The 16,934-nt window shown below is 65.2% G+C and carries 15 protein-coding genes and 2 tRNA genes; 5 read left to right on the top strand and 12 right to left on the bottom strand.

What is annotated here, in order from left to right; genetic code table 11:
- Window positions 1-76: 76 nt before the first annotated feature.
- Complete coding sequence (locus J2T21_RS17640; RefSeq protein ID WP_307583187.1) at window positions 77-922, bottom strand: aldo/keto reductase; 846 nt, start codon at window positions 920-922, stop codon at window positions 77-79.
- 220 nt (window positions 923-1,142) lie between these two features.
- Between J2T21_RS17640 and J2T21_RS17635 the strand changes: the two genes are divergently transcribed.
- Window positions 1,143-1,304 carry a hypothetical protein gene (locus tag J2T21_RS17635; RefSeq protein WP_307583185.1) on the top strand — a complete coding sequence of 54 codons (162 nt, stop codon included), beginning with the start codon at window positions 1,143-1,145 and terminating at the stop codon, window positions 1,302-1,304.
- Window positions 1,305-1,320: 16 nt separating this feature from the next.
- On the opposite strand, the gene J2T21_RS17630 is transcribed toward J2T21_RS17635, so the two are convergent.
- The 6 genes from J2T21_RS17630 to J2T21_RS17605 all read right to left on the bottom strand — a co-directional run bounded on the left by J2T21_RS17630 (window position 1,321) and on the right by J2T21_RS17605 (window position 8,056).
- Window positions 1,321-1,773, bottom strand: a complete 453-nt coding sequence (locus J2T21_RS17630) for a hypothetical protein (RefSeq protein WP_307583183.1) — start codon at window positions 1,771-1,773, stop codon at window positions 1,321-1,323.
- 55 nt (window positions 1,774-1,828) lie between these two features.
- Window positions 1,829-2,536, bottom strand: coding sequence for a proteasome activator (locus J2T21_RS17625; RefSeq protein ID WP_307583181.1), 708 nt, complete (start codon window positions 2,534-2,536; stop codon window positions 1,829-1,831).
- 139 nt (window positions 2,537-2,675) lie between these two features.
- On the bottom strand, window positions 2,676-2,924 hold the full coding sequence (locus tag J2T21_RS17620; protein WP_307583179.1) for a YbdD/YjiX family protein: 249 nt from the start codon (window positions 2,922-2,924) through the stop codon (window positions 2,676-2,678).
- Between the two features lie 2 nt (window positions 2,925-2,926).
- Window positions 2,927-5,173: a carbon starvation CstA family protein gene (locus J2T21_RS17615; protein WP_307583177.1), complete on the bottom strand. Its 2,247-nt coding sequence runs from the start codon at window positions 5,171-5,173 to the stop codon at window positions 2,927-2,929.
- Window positions 5,174-5,296: 123 nt separating this feature from the next.
- Entirely contained in the window at window positions 5,297-6,274 is a 978-nt protein-coding gene (locus J2T21_RS17610) for an NAD(P)H-quinone oxidoreductase (RefSeq protein ID WP_307583225.1), read from the bottom strand.
- A gap of 120 nt (window positions 6,275-6,394) precedes the next feature.
- Complete coding sequence (locus tag J2T21_RS17605; protein ID WP_307583175.1) at window positions 6,395-8,056, bottom strand: hypothetical protein; 1,662 nt, start codon at window positions 8,054-8,056, stop codon at window positions 6,395-6,397.
- Between the two features lie 371 nt (window positions 8,057-8,427).
- On the opposite strand from J2T21_RS17605, the gene J2T21_RS17600 reads away from it, so the two are divergent.
- Window positions 8,428-8,515 (top strand) — tRNA-Ser (locus tag J2T21_RS17600).
- A 262-nt stretch (window positions 8,516-8,777) separates the two neighbouring features.
- On the opposite strand, the gene J2T21_RS17595 is transcribed toward J2T21_RS17600, so the two are convergent.
- Complete coding sequence (locus J2T21_RS17595; protein WP_307583173.1) at window positions 8,778-9,209, bottom strand: hypothetical protein; 432 nt, start codon at window positions 9,207-9,209, stop codon at window positions 8,778-8,780.
- Window positions 9,199-9,381 carry a hypothetical protein gene (locus J2T21_RS17590; protein ID WP_307583172.1) on the bottom strand — a complete coding sequence of 61 codons (183 nt, stop codon included), beginning with the start codon at window positions 9,379-9,381 and terminating at the stop codon, window positions 9,199-9,201. The genes J2T21_RS17595 and J2T21_RS17590 overlap by 11 nt, the downstream gene beginning before the upstream one ends.
- A gap of 352 nt (window positions 9,382-9,733) precedes the next feature.
- Here J2T21_RS17590 and J2T21_RS17585 point away from each other — a divergent pair, with 352 nt between their 5' ends.
- Window positions 9,734-10,507, top strand: a complete 774-nt coding sequence (locus J2T21_RS17585) for a VOC family protein (protein WP_307583170.1) — start codon at window positions 9,734-9,736, stop codon at window positions 10,505-10,507.
- 94 nt (window positions 10,508-10,601) lie between these two features.
- On the opposite strand, the gene J2T21_RS17580 is transcribed toward J2T21_RS17585, so the two are convergent.
- Together J2T21_RS17580 and J2T21_RS17575 are read right to left on the bottom strand one after the other, a co-directional pair.
- Window positions 10,602-12,635 carry an FAD/NAD(P)-binding protein gene (locus J2T21_RS17580; protein ID WP_307583168.1) on the bottom strand — a complete coding sequence of 678 codons (2,034 nt, stop codon included), beginning with the start codon at window positions 12,633-12,635 and terminating at the stop codon, window positions 10,602-10,604.
- Between the two features lie 104 nt (window positions 12,636-12,739).
- Complete coding sequence (locus J2T21_RS17575) at window positions 12,740-13,837, bottom strand: type I restriction endonuclease (RefSeq protein WP_307583167.1); 1,098 nt, start codon at window positions 13,835-13,837, stop codon at window positions 12,740-12,742.
- 145 nt (window positions 13,838-13,982) lie between these two features.
- Here J2T21_RS17575 and J2T21_RS17570 point away from each other — a divergent pair, with 145 nt between their 5' ends.
- Window positions 13,983-16,187, top strand: coding sequence for a prolyl oligopeptidase family serine peptidase (locus J2T21_RS17570; RefSeq protein ID WP_307583165.1), 2,205 nt, complete (start codon window positions 13,983-13,985; stop codon window positions 16,185-16,187).
- A gap of 1 nt (window position 16,188) precedes the next feature.
- Here J2T21_RS17570 and J2T21_RS17565 read toward each other — a convergent pair whose 3' ends face one another.
- Entirely contained in the window at window positions 16,189-16,605 is a 417-nt protein-coding gene (locus tag J2T21_RS17565) for a hypothetical protein (protein WP_307583163.1), read from the bottom strand.
- A 138-nt stretch (window positions 16,606-16,743) separates the two neighbouring features.
- On the opposite strand from J2T21_RS17565, the gene J2T21_RS17560 reads away from it, so the two are divergent.
- A tRNA-Ser gene (locus J2T21_RS17560) sits at window positions 16,744-16,832 on the top strand.
- Window positions 16,833-16,934 lie beyond the last annotated feature (102 nt).

Below are 16,934 nucleotides of genomic sequence, written 5' to 3'. Positions count from 1 at the left end.
CGTGGAATTCCTTGGGGGAACTCCACGGCCACCGGCGTTGGTCGTGCTCGGGCCCCGAAGGGGCCGGAATCATGGATCAGGCGAAGTCGCTGACGGCCGGGTCGGCGGCAATGCGGCCGGCGGCGCCCTTGTCCAGCGCGTTGATCGCGGCGATGTCCGACTCATCCAGCGTCACGCCCAGGCCTGCGTGGTTCTCCACGATGCGCGAGGGGGTCACCGACTTCGGGATCACCACGTTGCCCAGCGCCAGGTGCCAGGCGATGACGACCTGCGCGACGGTGGCGTTGTGCTTTTCGGCGATGGCCACCAGTGCCGGGTCGGCCAGCAGCTCGCTGCCCTGGCCCAGCGGGGACCACGACTGGTGCAGGATCCCCTTGGAGGCTTCGAACTCGCGCAGCTCGGTCTGCGGGAAGTACGGGTGGGTTTCGACCTGGTTGATCACCGGCAGCACCCCGGTGGCTTCCTCGAGCTCGGCGAGCGCCTCGACGGTGAAGTTGCAAACGCCGATGGATTTCACGCGTCCGGACTTCTGCAGCTCGATCAGGGCCTTCCAGGTGTCCACGTACTTGCCCTGCTTGGGCTGCAGCCAGTGGATCAGGTACAGGTCGAGGTATTCCAGGCCCAGACGCTCCATGGACGCATCGAAGGCCGACAGCGTCGATTCGTAGCCCTGGTCCGCGTTCCAGACCTTGGTGGTGATGAACATGTCCTCGCGCGGCACGTCGGTGGCGGCGATGGCGCGTCCCACGCCCTCCTCGTTGCCGTAGATGCGGGCGGTGTCGATGTGGCGGTATCCGGCGGCGAAGGCCTGGACGACCACGTCGGTTGCGACGTCGTCCTCAACCTTCCACACCCCGTAGCCGAGCTGCGGAATGGAGTTGCCGTCATGGAATGAGAGTTCTGGGGATACAAGGTTGGTCATGTTTTCCATCCTGCCACCGGACATGGTGTGGCCGGGCACCGGCCCCAAGCGATCAGCGGTGGGCGAAACCGGGAATTTCCACCACGCGTGTAACAGTCCGCCCACCTGCGGACATAGGTGCAGTATGGAGGGAATGATGACACTGCCGCGGCCGGTGCCAAGCGCCGAGGAACGTTTCGCCGCCGTGCATGCGGCCTGCCACGACACCGTGTAGCGGATCATGCCACGCGGCGGCATGATCGGCGAGGGAGACGACTCGCCGTTCAACCTGGACACCGGGGACACACCCACGGCCGATTTCACAGGAATCCCCACCAGAAGGAACGCAACCTGCGGGGAATACTCCGGGGAGGTTCTCTTGTTCCGGGCGGTGGCCACGTAGCGCCGTGCTGCCCCGGTTAGTGCCGGGCCAACTCGGCCTCGGCGGCGGCAATGCCGTCGGCGACCAGGTCCGCGCGCATCGCAACGTTCTCCAATCCCGCGGATTCGTAGCCCCAGCGCTCGCCATCCATGCGCGACATGGCGGCGACCTGCGCGGTGGTGGCCAGGTCGTTGGCGGCCTTGGACAGCAGCCGATGCACCTCGTGGAGTTCGTTGGGGATGTTCTGGCCGTCGCTGGGGCATTGGGCCTGGGCGGCCACGCACACCGTGCGCACCCGGGACTGCAGGTCGGCCAGGTGATTGGCAATCAGGATCAGCGCATTGTTCAGGTCGTCGTCCTCGATGCCTTCGAGGATCTGGTGCACCCGGTCAAGTGAGCGCCCGAACCTGTCGTAGGCCCGGCGCCACACCCCGTCGCCGAGTTCCTTGTTGTCGCGGCGTGCGCTGCGCGCTGCGGAGAACAAACCCATCTAAGTGTGTGCCTTCGTTAATGCCGCGGGAGTTGTTCCCTCGTGCAAATCCAGTCTAGAGGTATTGCCCAAAACCGCCGTCGCCCTCGGTGCCCTGGCCCTGGGTGGGTGACTGCGGGCCCGGTCCGGTGCCCTGGCCCGGTGCGCCCATGCGTTCGGGTTCGCCCTGCTCGTTGATGATGATGCCCGGGGCCACCCGCGTGCCCGGGGGAAGCTGGCGCATGGACATGCGCTGGGCCAGCTGCTGGTTGGCCAGTTGCTGGGCGGCCATCGCGGCCTGCAGCCCGTGGAAGACGCCCTCGAGCCAGCCCACCAGCTGGGCCTGGGCAACGCGCAGCTCCGCGGCCGAGGGGGTCTCCCCGTCGGCGAAGGGCAGCCGGATGCGGTGCAGTTCCTCGGCGAGCTCCGGGGACAGTCCGCTCTCCAGTTCGTGGACGGAGCGTTCGTGGATGTCGGCCATGCGGGCGCGGGCTTCGGCGTCCAGCGGCGCCGAGCGCACCTCGTCGAGCAGCTGCTTGATCATCCCGCCGATGCGCATGAGCTTGGCCGGCTCCCCGATGCTAACCACCTGCACCGCGTCCTTGCCCGGGGCGTGCTTGCCCTCCGCGCCGGGTTCGCCGGGACTGGCCGCGGGGCCCGCCGGCTGGGCGCTGGGGCGGGTTCCGGCCGCGGCCGCCGCCAGGTTCGCCCACGTGGCGTCGTCGGGCTCGGAAGCGTTGGATGCGGCGTGGGGATCGGGGATCTGTTCACTGTGCTCGCTCATGGCTCCATCTTGCCATGTGATCCCTGCGCCCGACTGGAAGATTTCGCCGGTGGTTCCGGGCACGTCACACGCCAAGGACCGGCGGACCTGTGGTCCACCGGCCCTTGGCCTTCATCAAGCGGTGCGACCCCCTGGGGGATCAGCAGCACCGGCCTTGCGGGTTTTTCTCCTGCCAGTCGGTGTAGTCGCGCCAGAATTCGCGCTCGCCCATGGGCTCTACGCCCGGATGCGTGCGGGCCTGGTGTTCCAGGTAGACCCGGTATTTGTCCGCTCCCAGCACCCCCTCCAGGTAGCGTCCGAGGCCGCGGGCCGCGTTGCCGACGGCGCACAGGCCGCGCACCAACACGGAGGTTCCGGCACCCTGCGGGGTTGCCCCTGCGGTGTCCATGCTCAGTGTCCTCCTCGTGCGGTCCGGTGTTCCGGGGCAACCTGCTTCCAGGCCTTCTCCAGTTCCTTCTCTGCCGGAGAGGAAACCAGTCCGCTCGGGGCATAGATCATTGAGGGGATTTCCGGGTCCTCGGTGTTCTTGCCGCCGCCGTTGGGGTAGGCCCGGATGGTGGCGATGATTGCCGCGATGATCACGATCACCGAGAGCACCAGGAAGATCACCGAGAGCCATCCCTGCACGCCGGTGTTGCGCACCACGGCCTCCATGGCCTCGACGTTCTTGGCGGAACCGAAGCTGGTTTCCCCGCGTTCGAGGGCGCCCTTGTGGGCGTTGTGCTGGGCGAAGTAGCCCACGGCCGGGACCGTGGAGAAGATCTTCAGGAACGAGGCGTACACGGTGACCACGGTGGCGAAGGCCAGCGGCAGCACCACGATCCACAGGTACCTGAAGTTCCCGCGCTTGGCCACGATGGCCATGACCACGGCCAGCGCGATGGCGGCCAGCAGCTGGTTGGCGATGCCGAAGAGCGGGAAGAAGGTGTTGATTCCGCCCAGCGGGTCGGTGACGCCCAGGATCAGGATGTATCCCCAGGCCGCGACCATGATGGCGGTGCACGCCCAGGCACCGGGACGCCACGAGGTGTCCTTGAACCTGGGGATGAAGTTGCCGATGGTGTCCTGCAGCATGAAGCGGGCCACGCGCGTGCCGGCATCCACCGCGGTGAGGATGAACAATGCCTCGAACATGATCGCGAAGTGGTACCAGAAGCCCATCAGGTTCACGCCGCCGAACCACTGGTGCATGATGTGCGCGATGCCCACGGCCAGGGTCGGGGCGCCGCCGGTGCGCGAGACCACCGATTCCTCGCCCACGCCCGCGGCCAGGTCGGTGAGCATGCTCGGGGTCAGGTTCACACCGGTCAGGCCCAGCGAGTTCACGAACGCCACGGCACCCTCCACGGTGCCGCCGGTGGCGGCCGCGGAGGAGTTCATCGCGAAGTAGATGCCGCGGTCGATGGAGATCGCCGCAACCAGCGCCATGATGGCCACGAAGGACTCCATGAGCATGCCGCCGTAGCCCAGGAAACGGGTTTGGCGTTCCTTTTCCACCATCTTCGGGGTGGTGCCCGAGGCTATCAGTGCGTGGAACCCGGACAGGGCGCCACAGGCGATGGTGACAAACAGGAACGGGAAGAGGTGCCCGGCAACCACGGGGCCCTTGTCGGAGCCCGCGAACTCGGAGATCGCCGGAACGCTGATTTCCGGGCGCACCACGAGGATCGCGATGGCCAGCAGGCCGATGACACCGATCTTCATGAACGTGGAGAGGTAGTCGCGCGGGGCCAGCAGCAGCCACACCGGAAGCACCGCGGCGATGAAGCCGTAGATGATGATGAACCAGGCCAGGGTGGTGCGGTCCATGTGGAAGAGCTCGGCACCCCATGCGGATTCGGCAACCCAGCGTCCGGAGATGATGGCGAACATCAGCAGTGCAAAGCCGATCACGGAGATCTCCAGGACCTTGCCCGGGCGGATGAAGCGCAGGTAGACGCCCATGAACAGGGCGATCGGGATGGTCAGGCCGACCGAGTAGACGCCCCAGGCGGATTCGCCCAGTGCGTTGACCACGACCAGGGCCAGGATGGCAACGATGATGACCATGATGGCCAGGGTCGCGATCAGTGCGGCGGTGCCGCCGATGACGCCGAGTTCCTCACGGGCCATCTGTCCCAGCGAGCGCCCTCCCCGGCGCATCGAGAAGAACATGACCAGGTAGTCCTGGACGGCACCGGCCAGCACCACGCCGATGATGATCCAGATGGTGCCCGGAAGGTAGCCCATCTGCGCGGCAAGAATCGGGCCGACCAGCGGCCCGGCACCGGCGATCGCGGCAAAGTGGTGCCCGAAGAGCACGCGGCGGTCGGTCGGCATGAAGTCGCGGCCGTTGTTGTTGTATTCGGCCGGGGTCGCCCTGAAGTCATTGGGCTTGGCGATCTTGCGCTCGATGAACTTGGAGTAGAAGCGGTAGGCCACCAGGTAGGTGCACACCGCGGCGAAGACGAACCAGATCGCGTTGATGGTTTCCCCGCGGGAGAACGCGAGGATGGCCCAGGCGACGCCGCCGAGCAGCGAAATCGCCACCCACAGGGCGATCTTGGCCGGCGTCCATTTGCGTTCCTCGGCATCCGCGACCTGCGGATCCACACCTGCCGGGGGAAGCTCGGGAGCAGAAGGTTGAGACGTGCTCATGTTTTCCTCTCAAGTGACTGATGGATCGGACGATGCGAGTGGTCCTGTGGGCACGTGCCGCGGATGCTTGTGGTCCGCGACACCACCCCATGTCATCCACCGTAGTCCTTGGGAAAAACAGAATCAGATCTTTACGATGATTTTCCCCGTGTGGTTCCCCGAATCGAAGTATTCATGCGCCGAACGGGCCTGGGTGAAGGGGAAGCGGCGGTCGATGGACAGGGCAAGCCGTCCATCGGCCAGCATCGGCAGGGCGTGGTCCTTCACCGCCGCGACGATCTCCGCCTTTTGTTCCAGCGGCCGGGCGCGCAGCGTGGTGCCCACGACCCGGGCGCGCTTGGCCATCAACACCCCGAGGTTCAGCTCGGCCTTGGCGCCGCCCTGCAGGCCGATGACCACCAAGGTCCCGTCCTTGGCCAGCGCACGCACATTGGCCTCCAGGTACTTCGCACCCACGACGTCAAGGATCACGTCCGCCCCGGCACCGTCGGTGAGCTCCCTGGTGCGCGCGGCAAAGTCCTCTTCGCGGTAGTTGATGCCCGCGGAAGCACCAAGCGCCAGGCAGTGGGCGATCTTTTCCGCGCTGGAGGCGGTCACCAGGACCTTGGCCCCGGCGGCCACGGCCAATTGGATGGCCATGGACCCGATGCCTCCGGCGCCGCCGTGCAGCAGCACGGTGTCGCCGCGGGCCAGCCCGGCTTCCAGAAACAGGTTGGACACCACGGTGCAGGCGACTTCCATGAAGCCCGCGGCATCAACCAGGTCCACGGTCTCGGGAACCGAAAGGACCTGCCCCGCGGCAACCGCCACGTACTGGGCGTAGCCGCCGCCGGCCAGCAGGGCACAGACCCGCTGGCCCACCGCCGGTCCCTCGGTGCCCTCCCCCAGTGCCTCGACGGTTCCCGAAACCTCGAGCCCGGGAATGTCGCTGGCCCCGGGCGGAGGCGGGTAGACGCCCCGGCGCTGCTGCACGTCGGCACGGTTCAGTCCGAAGGCCGCCACCTTGATCAGCACCTCCCCGGGCCCGGGGACCGGCATGGGCCGGTCGACCTCGGTGAGAACCTCCGGGCCGCCGGCACCGCGGTATTCGATGGCACGCATCATCGTCATGGTCGTCTCCCGACTTTGTTGGCTTCGCACGCGGGCATGGCACGGAGGCCCGTGTTTCAGGGTCCCGGCGCCCGCGTCCTGTCTCGTTGGGGTCACTCTAACCGTTCCTTTTTAAATGCGTTTAAGCAACGCACTTGCTCCCCGGACGGTCTTGGGAGCCTGCCGCCGGCCGGTTCCCGACGGGCCCGGGCGGTTCGTGGCCGCCGGGCGAACTGGGCCTGTGCCGGTGGCCGCACCCTTGGATGCTTGATTGGGCCTGGGACTGGGTTGGCCCGCACCCGTCCACTGTCGAGTGCGGGGACCGTCCTCCCGTCGCCTAATCCTGCATCCGAGGGCGCGCCTGCCGATGGCCACGGATGCGGCATGGTGCCGCGTCACCGTCCCACCGGAAGCTGCTTGGAGGGGCCTCTGCCAGTGCTGGCCGCCCCACCGCGAGGTGTACGCCGGGTCCGCCGCAATCACGGACAGCCCCCGGCTGGCGGCCATCCCCACCAGCCGCTCCCCGAATTTCCCGGTCGGGATCCCGTGCACGGTGCGCCGGAAACGCTTGCCACGGGCACCTCGGCCCATCTTTTCGCGGCCTGTGCTGTGGGCGTCCTGGAAGTCAAGGTTTTCGATGGCGATCGCTGCGGCACCGGTGTCCCGGGCAAAATCCAGCAGGGTGGTGATTGCCGACCGCAGCCGCCCGTCCCGCGTGCCAGCAGGAAGGCCCGCCAACTCCAGCGGGATGCTGATCGGTGTCCCGACCGGGTTGCCGGATGCATCCAGCCGGCAGGCGGCCAGGTGGTCGGCATTCAAATCCACGCCCACCACCCCGCCCGCTTGCAGCACCGCTAGTCCCGGGGCCGGGGTATCGCCATATGACCAGGATGCATCCAGGTACCAGCGCCCGTTGTGGGGGTTGTAGGTGACGTCGTAACGGATGCGCCGGCGTGCCTCCACCCGGTCGGCCCACTCCTCGCCGCGGTGATTGAAAGCTACCGGGACCGACAGCACCAGGCGCTCACCCAGCTCCGGGACCAGCGAGGCCGGGACCTTCACAGCCAGGGTTCCGGCCGCATCGAGCCGGATGGTCTGGTTGCCGCCGAGACACCCGGATTCCCCGTCGGCGGTCAGGAACATCCGGGAGGCGGCCCACCGTTCCTCCCACTGCACCCGGGTGAGGCCGGCTTCGCCGAGGTGGTTGCGGGTCTTCCAGAGTCGCTTGCCGCCCAGCGTGATCGAGGGGCGGCCCGCGGCCAGGGATTCCTGTGCCGTCTCAAGGCTTTCCTGCAGCTGGGCCAGACGGCGGGTTTTCTGGAACCGCTCCGACTCGCTCCGGTAGCCGCGATTCTTCCCGTCCTTCCGGCCGACAGGCACCGCAATCCGGCGGTGCAGGGCCGCGGTGGCGGCCCGCAGGTGCGAGACCTCCGCCACCAGCGCGCGCATGCCTAGCTGGTATTGGTCCTCGGCGGCCCGGGTGATGGCACCCGCCCACCGGGAAGACGATACGGCGGTGAGGTTCCGCTTGCGTTCGGTGCGGCCCCGCTGGGCTGCAGGGACCCGGCCCAGGGCCACGCGGCCGGCCAGGTCGGTGCGGTACAGGTGCCCCAGGTGTTCGCCGATCGTGGTGAGCGCTGCTGCCTCGGTGTCGGTGGGGCGCAGCCGGGTGCGGATCCGCACCCCGGCCGGCGGGGCGACCACAAACGGGACCGCGATCCTCCGCAGTCCACCGGCATTGCGGGCAGGATCCCGCCCGGCGGGTGCCTCGGATGGCTGGATGGGTGTGTCCATGCCTCAATCATCCGCCCCGCCACCGACGCTTTGGTGCCTACCGGGCGGGGATGTGGACAACAGGACGCTCCCAACCCTGTCGGCAGTTGGCACGCGGGGCGGGACGTCCCGCAGCGGCCACGTTCCCACCCGTGGGAACAGTGCGGGGCCGACACCGCCGCCGCACCACCGGCAGCCAGCAGGGCGGGGACTTCCAGGCTTGGGCTGGCCCACGGACGCGGACAACGCCGCACCCGAAGGCATTCATTCGTACGCAAACGCATTCCCGGGCCAACTGTTGGCAACCCCCGATGAATTCGGGTTCCCGTTTGTGACTGCCGGGGCGTGGCGGTCCGGCAGCGTCGCCGGGCTGGCGTATACTTTTTGGGTCTGGATGGTTGTCCGAGCGGCCTAAGGAGCTGGTCTTGAAAACCAGTGTGCGGTAACCCCGTACCAAGAGTTCAAATCTCTTACCATCCGCTCACGGATAAGGCCCCGGCTTCCCTGTGTCTACAAGGAAGCCGGGGCCTTTCCTGTGCCCAACAGCATGCGCTTTGGGCACAAGCCATCTTGGGACGGCGGCATCCAGTGCCATGGCCACGACGTCCAAGTCCTCATCGAACGGCTCTGCATAGGTGTCCGGCCTCCTGACGGCAATGCCGGGATCGCCATCGGCCAGCCGCATTACGGCTCGGCCTTGGGCGGCAGGAACGCTTGGACGACCCCCCGCCGGGCAGGTGGATTAGTGGAGGCCGTTGATGTCGGTGCGCGGGGTGTCCGCCCACATCGAGCCGTCGTGGGAAGTGACGCGGACCAGCTTCAAGCTGTGGTCTGTCCAGCCGGCTTTGCCCATCATGTCGAAGGAGAGAGAACTGAGGTACTTTTCTTCCCAGTTGTTGCTCGACAGCACAACTACCAGGACACCTTCTTCAGGAGAAGACCAAGAGTCGATATTCCGGTGCGGAGTTCCTTCCAGGAATCCCCGGAAGCTTGCCGCGCCGTAGCCGTTCAAGAAGTGGTTGATCTGGGCGTCCGCCCATTTCTGTGAGAGGTCTTCATTCACTGGCGCGACGGAGTGGGTCCGATGAGACTCAGCCGATACTTCCATACCTGAGGTGCATCCGGTGAGCGCGAGGGCCGCAGCGAGCAGCGCAGCAACCTTGTTACGCATCATTCAAGTCCCTGCGGATGGAGACTACGGCGAACCCGAGCGTTACCGCGCAAACAGTCCGGATGATGCCGAACGCCACCGGGTAGGTGGAGCTGGCAACGTAGCTTCCGGCCGCTATCACGACGGCGATTACCGCCAAGCTGATTGTTAGTCGGTGCTTCAGTAGGCGTTTCATGCTGGATTCCTAACGTGCGAGCGATTGATTCGAGTGTAGGCAGGCGGGGCGACGAATGGCGAAATGCCCATTATTTGCCCACGTCATGCATCAAGTGTTGTTATCTGGAGTGATGTAAATCCGAGTGGTTACAGGATTTTTTCGACTTCCCAGAGCACCTTTAGGAATTCAAGTCTCTTACCATCCGTGCCATTCAAGGAGTCGGTTCCCGTGCCAACGGGAACCGACTCCTTTCGTTAACCCGCAGGCCATGGTCTGCACCGGGTGCGGCACGTAGGATTCATCGCAACCGGGCAGGCAGGATTCCCGGTTCACGAACCAACGGAAACCCCAGGATTGGAAGCGTTCGAAAATGCCCCTGCGCGATACCACCCCCGCCGGAAACCCGGTCTGGACCGACATCATGACCACCGACATCGAAGCCAGCAAGAAGTTCTACTCGGCCCTCTTCGGCTGGGAGTTCGAGGAGCCCGTTGCGGAGGAGTATGGCGGCTATCTCAGCGCCCGGCACAATGGGCGGCTGGTGGCGGGAATGTCTCCGCACAATCCGGATTTTGGCGGCATCCCCAACATCTGGTCGTTGTACCTGAAGAGCGATGACATCACCGCCACCGAGGCCAGCATCCAAGGCGCGGGCGGCAAGGTCCTGATGCCGCCGATGCACGTGGCACCTTACGGGCACATGGGAATCTTCCTTGATGCCGGCGGCGCCGCTTTCGGTGTGTGGCAGCCGCAGGAGCACCAGGGATTCGGTGCCGATTCCCAGCACGGCACCCCGGCGTGGCACGAGCTGTACTCGAAGGACTATCCCGCGGCGGTGGAGTTCTACTCCAAGGCCTTTGGCTGGGACACCCATGTGATGGCCGATTCCCCGGAATTCAGGTACACCACCTACGGGGAGGACGACGATGCGAAGGCCGGGTTGATGGATGCCTCCGGCTTCCTGCCGGCCGAGGTCCCCGGATTCTGGGTGACCTATTGGGGCGTGGATGACGTGGACGCTGCTTGCGCGACGGTGGTGGCCAACGGCGGCACCGTGACCGAGGGTCCGCAGGATTCCGAGTTCGGCAGGGTTGCTGCGATTACCGATTGCTGCGGCGCCACCTTGAAGCTGGTGGGCGTGTAGCAGGGCCGGGAAGTTCCCGGCGCGGGGAGGGAACGGGCGTTGGCGCCCGGCCCCTCCCTGCGGCCCTTTCGTTCCACGGCTTAGGGCTGTGTCCTCAGCGCGGCTGGTTCAGGTCCTGGACCTGGCTCAGTCGCAGCAGTTCCCGGGCGATGTCTTGGGCGTCGCCCAGGGTCCGAGCCGCACCGTCGAGCGCGGCCCCGGCCTGGGCCGCGATGGCGGTGCCCCATTGCGCGGAGGAAAGCTGGAGCCCGAGCACGAAGATCGCCCGGTGCGCCACCCCCTCGGCATCAACCATCCTGTAAGGCTCGCCCATGACCTCGAGTCCCGAGCCCGGGAACGGTTCTCCTTGGTCGTTGCGCATGTGGAACGCGGTAGCCAAGCCATCGTCGAGCAGCTGCCGCAGCAAGGGCGAGGCAGTCTGCAGCACTCGGTTGGCCGGCATCATGGCCTCGATGAGCGTCCGTGCCGTACACGCCGGCGCGTCGACCCACGGCGAGGATGCGGTGAACACTCCGGAAGGCCTGTCAATCTCGAATTCCGGGTCCGGGCCGATGAACTCCACGACGTTGGCCCGGGCCAATGCTGCGAGTTCCTCGATGCGTTGCAGCGGAGGACCGGAGGCCAGGCCCTCGACCAGCGGTTCAAACCAGCCCTGCACCTCGCTCTGGCGCGACTCGTCCGAGATCAGGCGCTCGGTGATCATCCTTTTGACGACCATGCGCCCGGCGTTCAAGGTGGCAATGGCCATCTTCAACGGGTCCTTCTCGCCCTCCACCGAGGAGATCGCATCGAACTCCAGGTATTCCATGACGGCCTTCTGGTATTCCTTCAAGGAGGAAAAACCGCGTTCGGCGAAGGGATGGCCCAGCCGGGGGACATCAAGGAATCCCAAGGCGGGTGCCTGCTCGTCCACGAGCCGGCGAGCGCCCTCCAACCACACCTGGGAGCCTGCCTGGTGTTCGGCGTCGAGCACCGCAATCAAGTTGTCCACGAATTCATCCGGGTCCACCTCGAAGCGGGACGGGTGCCGCCTGGCTGCGGTGCGGTAGTAGGCCAGCAGGACGTCGCGGTGCAGCAGCGGCCACACGTGCGCGTCAAAGCGGACAGCTGCCTCCGTGTTCAGTGCCCGGTCCTCGGCAACCTTCTGGACGATCACTTCGAAGTCCAGGTAGCGCAGGCTCACGGAGTCCGGGATGAACTCCTCGACGCAGGATTTTGCGCGGTACGGCGTTCCGCGGCGGGAGGCCGCCACGATCCGTGGTTCCCGGCCCGAGGGCCAGTATTCCAGGGCACGCCCCGGGCCGCCGTTGATTTCATTGAATTGTCCGCCGCGTCCCACGGTCAGGGCAATCATCACGTCAAAGAAGTTCAGTCCCAGGCCGCGGACCAAGACTGTTTCCCCGGCCGGAATCTTGTCCCAGGCGACGTCCCCGGGGACATTGGGGCCCTGGTAGGCCAGGCCGGCGTCATCGGCGGCCTGGGCCATGGCCTCCTGTGCCGGGTTTAGGCGCGCCGGAACGTGGCCCAGTGCCAGCACCACGGCGTCGGCACGCAGTTCAAGTGCATCGCCGGCTTGTGGCGTTTGCGCGCTGGTGCCATCAACCCGGTGGCCAGTCAGCAGGTAGTCGGCCGCGCCGCGGCGCAGAGCGGTGATCTCGGCGCGCTCCACACGCACCTCCACCACGGCGGTGTTGGCGCGCAGTGCCGCCACCGACCGGTCAAAAACGTGGCGCAGATACCGTCCGTAGAGGGCCCGTGGCGGGTAGGTTCCCCTGCCCATCCGTTCCAGCTCTTCGGCTTCCACGCTGCTGAGCACTGCGCCGTCGCCGCCGGCCAGGCGCCATTGGTCAAAGCTCATGCCCGGTTCGCCCGGGGTTTCCCGTTCCGGGGCAACGGTGGGAAATCCTGCCGGGGTGTTCATCAGGAAGAGCCTGGACTGGGACGTGCTCCAGACATGCCCTGCACCCGGGTCGTGGACATCGAAGACGACCACGGTGATCGCGCGCGAATGGTTCCGGGTGCGCCCCAGTTCGGATGCCAAGCGCTCAAGAACCGAGGTGCCACGCGGTCCGGCTCCCACAACGGCAATGACATACGGTTCTCGACCGGGATTCTGCTGCTCACTCACGGTTTCAGCCTAGTCTGCCGTCATGCCGTATCGGTTCGCTTGGACACGGGAATTGAAGATCGTGCCCAAGCGAACCGCTGGTTCAAGACATCCATCCCTTTCGGCTACGCCGCTTCATAGCTTTCCACCGTGGCGCGCAGGGCATCTGAATGCAGGTAGATTTCGTCGAGGCTTTCAATGGGGATGCGCGATTCTGTCTTGTCTTCCCCAAACAGCCCCAGGTATTTCTGCGCCCTGTTGAAGTGCAGCCGGGCTATCGGTTTGCGGTTGTTGTCATCGAGCAGTACCGCAAAATAGGACTTCGCATCTCGGTGCGCAATACGGTTGACCTTGACGTTCTTGCAAACTATGGCACGAACAATGTGGAAGCCTTCGAGTTCTTCCAGCGTCGTTTCAACGCCATCGTCCGGTTCAAGGTCTGCTTCGACCACGGATTCGCTGGTTACGCTGGCGGCCGCTTCCGTACTCGACATCATGGGGATGTTCGGTTCCCCGAGCGCCGCCTTGAGGCGGTCGTTGACTTGATCCGCTAGGTATTGCTTCGTGGCCTTGGCAACGAGGACTGTGAATTGCTCGCGAACACGCTGCGTAAATTGACCCTCGTAGACGCCAGCAGACAGGAATTTGACCCACTCCGCCGTTGGTTCCTGGAAGTTGGCGGCGATGGCGCGCTTGATCTCCCCGACGTAGCGGAGTTCCTCGGCGGCGCTGACTATGGATTCAAGATCGAACGCATCACGGGACAGCTTGCGCAGCTCCGGGATCAGTGTTTCGTCGATGTCGTTCATGTCGAGGATCAGGAACGGCTTCGCGTCCATCTTGTTCGGGGCATCGAGGTCGGTATAGAACTGGTAGACCTCACCGTTGGTCAGGATCGCGATTCTTGCGGTTGTAGCGGCAAAGTACCGGTAGAGCTGCGATGCATGTTCATACTTCAGGCCACCGGCCGAACGCTTGCACTCAATCAGGATCTGCACCTCGCCACCAAGCATGATCGCGTAATCAATCTTTTCGCCCTTTTTGATCCCGACGTCGGCGGTGTACTCGGGGACAACTTCCAGCGGGTTGAACACGTCATACCCGAGGATCGTCGAAATGAACGGCATGATGAATGCGTTCTTCGTGGCTTCCTCGGTTTCTATGATGTTGCGTTGCTGCTGAATCTTTGCCGCAAGCGCTGCTAGCCGTTCTCCGAACTGCATCGTTTTCCCCTATTCGACGAAACTGAGACCTTCTGCTCAACCTACCCACCTACCCCGACAAAAAGGGGCATCCCACCACGAGTCATATAACGAATCGATTACGAATCCCCAGTGCGCAAACAGCCGGTTTCCCTAGACTGTCCATATGAGCACCCCTCCCCTTGAAACCCCCGCGTCCGCCAGCCTCGCCGAAATGACCGGTAGTTCCGAAGCCCCGGCCTCGGATGCCCTCGTGCAGCACGCCCAAGCCCAGGCTTCCAAGAACACTCCCGAGGATCCTTTCCTGTGGCTCGAGGAATTGGATTCGGACCAAGCCATGGACTGGGTGGTCGGCCAGAACGACCGCACCGAAGCGGAACTCTTCGACGCGGATTTCGCCGCCACCAAGGATGCCATCCTCACGGTGTTGGATGCCGCCGACAGGATCCCCATGGTCACCAAGCGCGGGGAACACTACTACAACTTCTGGCGCGATTCGCAGCACCCCAAGGGATTGTGGCGGCGCACCAGCTGGGAGTCGTATCAGCAACAGGAACCGGAGTGGGAAGTCCTGCTGGACGTGGATGCCCTGGCAGCGGCCGAGGGAATCGACTGGGTCTATGCCGGGGCGCAGATGCTCCGCCCGAAAGCTGGCACGGAGTACACCCGGGCGCTGGTCAAGCTCTCCCCCGATGGCGGTGACCAGGTTCGCGTGCGGGAATTCGACCTGCCTACCCTGGCCTTTGTCCCCGGGGGCTTTGACCTGCCGGTCGCCAAGACCAACGTCTCCTGGGCGGATGCGGACACCTTGTTTGTCGCCACCGATGTCGGGGAAGGGTCGCTCACGCTGTCCTCGTATGCCCGCACCGTGCGCCGCCTGTCGCGCGGCCAGGAGCTGGCCGAGGCCGAGGAAATCTTCGCCATCGACCAGTCACACGTCCTGGCCTACGTTTCCCACGATTCGACCCCGGGATTCGAACGCGATGTGGCCCACGACGTCATCGATTTCTACAATTCCAAAACCTACGTGCGCAGCGGCGCTCAATGGGTGCACCTTGATGTCCCCACCGACGTCGGGGTCTCGCTGCATCGTGACTGGGTGATCTTCTCCCCGCAAACCCCGTGGACCCGCGAAGGAGTCACCCACATTCCCGGCTCACTGGTGCTGGCAGAACTCGACGGGCTCATGGCCGGCACCGCGGCCCTGCGCGAGATCTTTGTCCCCACGGAATCGACCTCCCTGCAATCCATTGATTTCACCGCCAGCCACATCCTGCTCAACGTCCTGCAAGACGTCTCCTCCCAGATACTCATCTGCGATCCCGCCCGCGACTTCGCGCTTCGCGCCCTGGACATTGGTGCCCCGCTGCACAGCTTCAGCATCTCGGCCGTAGACGACGAGGATCCCGAATGCGGGGAGGATTTTTGGCTGACCCTCACCGGGTTCCTCACACCCACCACCCTGGCACGCGGGACCGTCTGCTCGGACGCGGCCTACGCGGCAACCCCGCTGCCGGTGAAGAGCGCACCGGCTCGTTTCGATGCGGAAGGCTTCGAGGTCACGCAACACTTTGCCGTTTCCGATGACGGAACCCGCGTCCCATATTTCCAGGTGTCACCGCACGAGCTTCCGCTGGACGGGAAGAACCCGGTGCTGATGAACGGCTATGGCGGGTTCCAGGCCAGCCTGACCCCGAGCTACCTCGGTGCGTTGGGTCCCGGCTGGCTGGTTCGCCGCACTGAACAGGGCCGGCGCGGCAGCTACGTGGTGGCCAACATCCGCGGCGGCGGCGAGTACGGGCCGCGCTGGCACCGGGCGGCGCTGCGGGAAAACAGGCACCGCGCCTACGAGGACTTCGCGGCCATTGCCCGCGACCTCATCAACCGCGGGGTCACTTCGCGCGAACACCTGGCCGCGACGGGGCGTTCCAACGGAGGGCTGCTGATGGGCAACATGATCACCGGCTACCCCGAGCTTTTCGGGGCCATCTCCTGCGGTGTCCCGTTGCTGGACATGCGCAGGTACACGCGGCTGGCCGCCGGGCATTCCTGGATTGCCGAATACGGCGACCCGGATGTGCCCACTGACTGGGAATTTGTTCGCACGTTTTCCCCGTACCACCGGCTCGACGATGCACTCCCGGAGGGGGCCACCTACCCGGCCTCGCTGATTTGGAGCGCCACCAGCGACGATCGGGTCGGCCCGGTGCAGGCACGGAAGATGGCGGCGAAGATGATGGACATGGGTGTCGGCAATGTCCGCTACCACGAGTCCCTCGACGGTGGACATGCCGGGGCCAGCGACAACGGCGCGACCGCGACCATGCTGGCAACCAGCTACGAATTCCTCTGGCGGCACGTCGCCGAGTAATTCATCTTCCGGGGCGCATGCCGCCCAGGTCGTCGAGTGCGGCATCGAGGCGCTTGAGCAGACGGTGGCTCAGCCGGACTTCGTGGGGCAACTCGCGAAGCTCGGCGGGGCCGATGTCGAGATCTTGTTGTTCCAGGATTTCACTCAGGAATTCCCAATACTCCGTTGCCATCTCTTCTTTGTCTTGGTCCTCCGTCGGGGCATCGGGTCCCATGACATCGAATGCTCTCTTTTCGATGTCGTCAACCGATGCGTCCGCCCAGTGCTGGCTGGTCGACCACCCGCGGTTGTCGAGCAGCAGGACGCTCCCGCCGTCCTCCAGCAGCAGCCCCAGCCGGGCAGCCACCGAAACACGGCTTTTGTCGGCCGAGCTGTAGTCGAGGTCCGCCACGGTCACCAGTTTGGAAGCACTTGCCATGTGGCCAACGTTAGCGCGTCAGGCCTCCTGTTGGCGGCGGCAGTTGGCCTTTCCCGCGCGGCTGTTGCGGCCCTTTCGGTCTCGTTTTGTGCGGCGCGCCAGCTTTGGGTAGTCTAGGGGAGCTGGAAACAGCAATATGGACACGTGCCAGAGCGGCCGAATGGGCTTCACTGCTAATGAAGTGTCGGGGTTATACTCGACCGGGGGTTCAAATCCCCCCGTGTCCGCTGAAACAGCCTCGATTCTTCGGGGCTGTTTTCGTTTAACCCGCCGGAACCGCCGTCGCCGGATATTTGCCCCGGCAAAGGCAAAAACCGCGTATACCCGGC

It is taken from the genome of Paeniglutamicibacter psychrophenolicus, from assembly GCF_030812255.1.
Classification (GTDB): Bacteria; Actinomycetota; Actinomycetes; order Actinomycetales; family Micrococcaceae; genus Paeniglutamicibacter; species Paeniglutamicibacter psychrophenolicus_A.
Note: the sequence above shows the minus strand (reverse complement) of the source record. Positions and strands in the feature narration are given on the sequence as shown.

Excerpts from the sequence above, each read along its gene's own strand:
- J2T21_RS17640 (WP_307583187.1), bottom strand. The coding sequence starts at position 922 with ATGACCAACCTTGTATCCCCAGAACTCTCATTCCATGACGGCAACTCC.
- J2T21_RS17635 (WP_307583185.1), top strand. The coding sequence starts at position 1,143 with ATGCCACGCGGCGGCATGATCGGCGAGGGAGACGACTCGCCGTTCAAC.
- J2T21_RS17630 (WP_307583183.1), bottom strand. The coding sequence starts at position 1,773 with ATGGGTTTGTTCTCCGCAGCGCGCAGCGCACGCCGCGACAACAAGGAA.
- J2T21_RS17625 (WP_307583181.1), bottom strand. The coding sequence starts at position 2,536 with ATGAGCGAGCACAGTGAACAGATCCCCGATCCCCACGCCGCATCCAAC.
- J2T21_RS17620 (WP_307583179.1), bottom strand. The coding sequence starts at position 2,924 with ATGGACACCGCAGGGGCAACCCCGCAGGGTGCCGGAACCTCCGTGTTG.
- J2T21_RS17615 (WP_307583177.1), bottom strand. The coding sequence starts at position 5,173 with ATGAGCACGTCTCAACCTTCTGCTCCCGAGCTTCCCCCGGCAGGTGTG.
- J2T21_RS17610 (WP_307583225.1), bottom strand. The coding sequence starts at position 6,274 with ATGCGTGCCATCGAATACCGCGGTGCCGGCGGCCCGGAGGTTCTCACC.
- J2T21_RS17605 (WP_307583175.1), bottom strand. The coding sequence starts at position 8,056 with ATGGACACACCCATCCAGCCATCCGAGGCACCCGCCGGGCGGGATCCT.
- J2T21_RS17595 (WP_307583173.1), bottom strand. The coding sequence starts at position 9,209 with ATGATGCGTAACAAGGTTGCTGCGCTGCTCGCTGCGGCCCTCGCGCTC.
- J2T21_RS17590 (WP_307583172.1), bottom strand. The coding sequence starts at position 9,381 with ATGAAACGCCTACTGAAGCACCGACTAACAATCAGCTTGGCGGTAATC.
- J2T21_RS17585 (WP_307583170.1), top strand. The coding sequence starts at position 9,734 with ATGCCCCTGCGCGATACCACCCCCGCCGGAAACCCGGTCTGGACCGAC.
- J2T21_RS17575 (WP_307583167.1), bottom strand. The coding sequence starts at position 13,837 with ATGCAGTTCGGAGAACGGCTAGCAGCGCTTGCGGCAAAGATTCAGCAG.
- J2T21_RS17570 (WP_307583165.1), top strand. The coding sequence starts at position 13,983 with ATGAGCACCCCTCCCCTTGAAACCCCCGCGTCCGCCAGCCTCGCCGAA.
- J2T21_RS17565 (WP_307583163.1), bottom strand. The coding sequence starts at position 16,605 with ATGGCAAGTGCTTCCAAACTGGTGACCGTGGCGGACCTCGACTACAGC.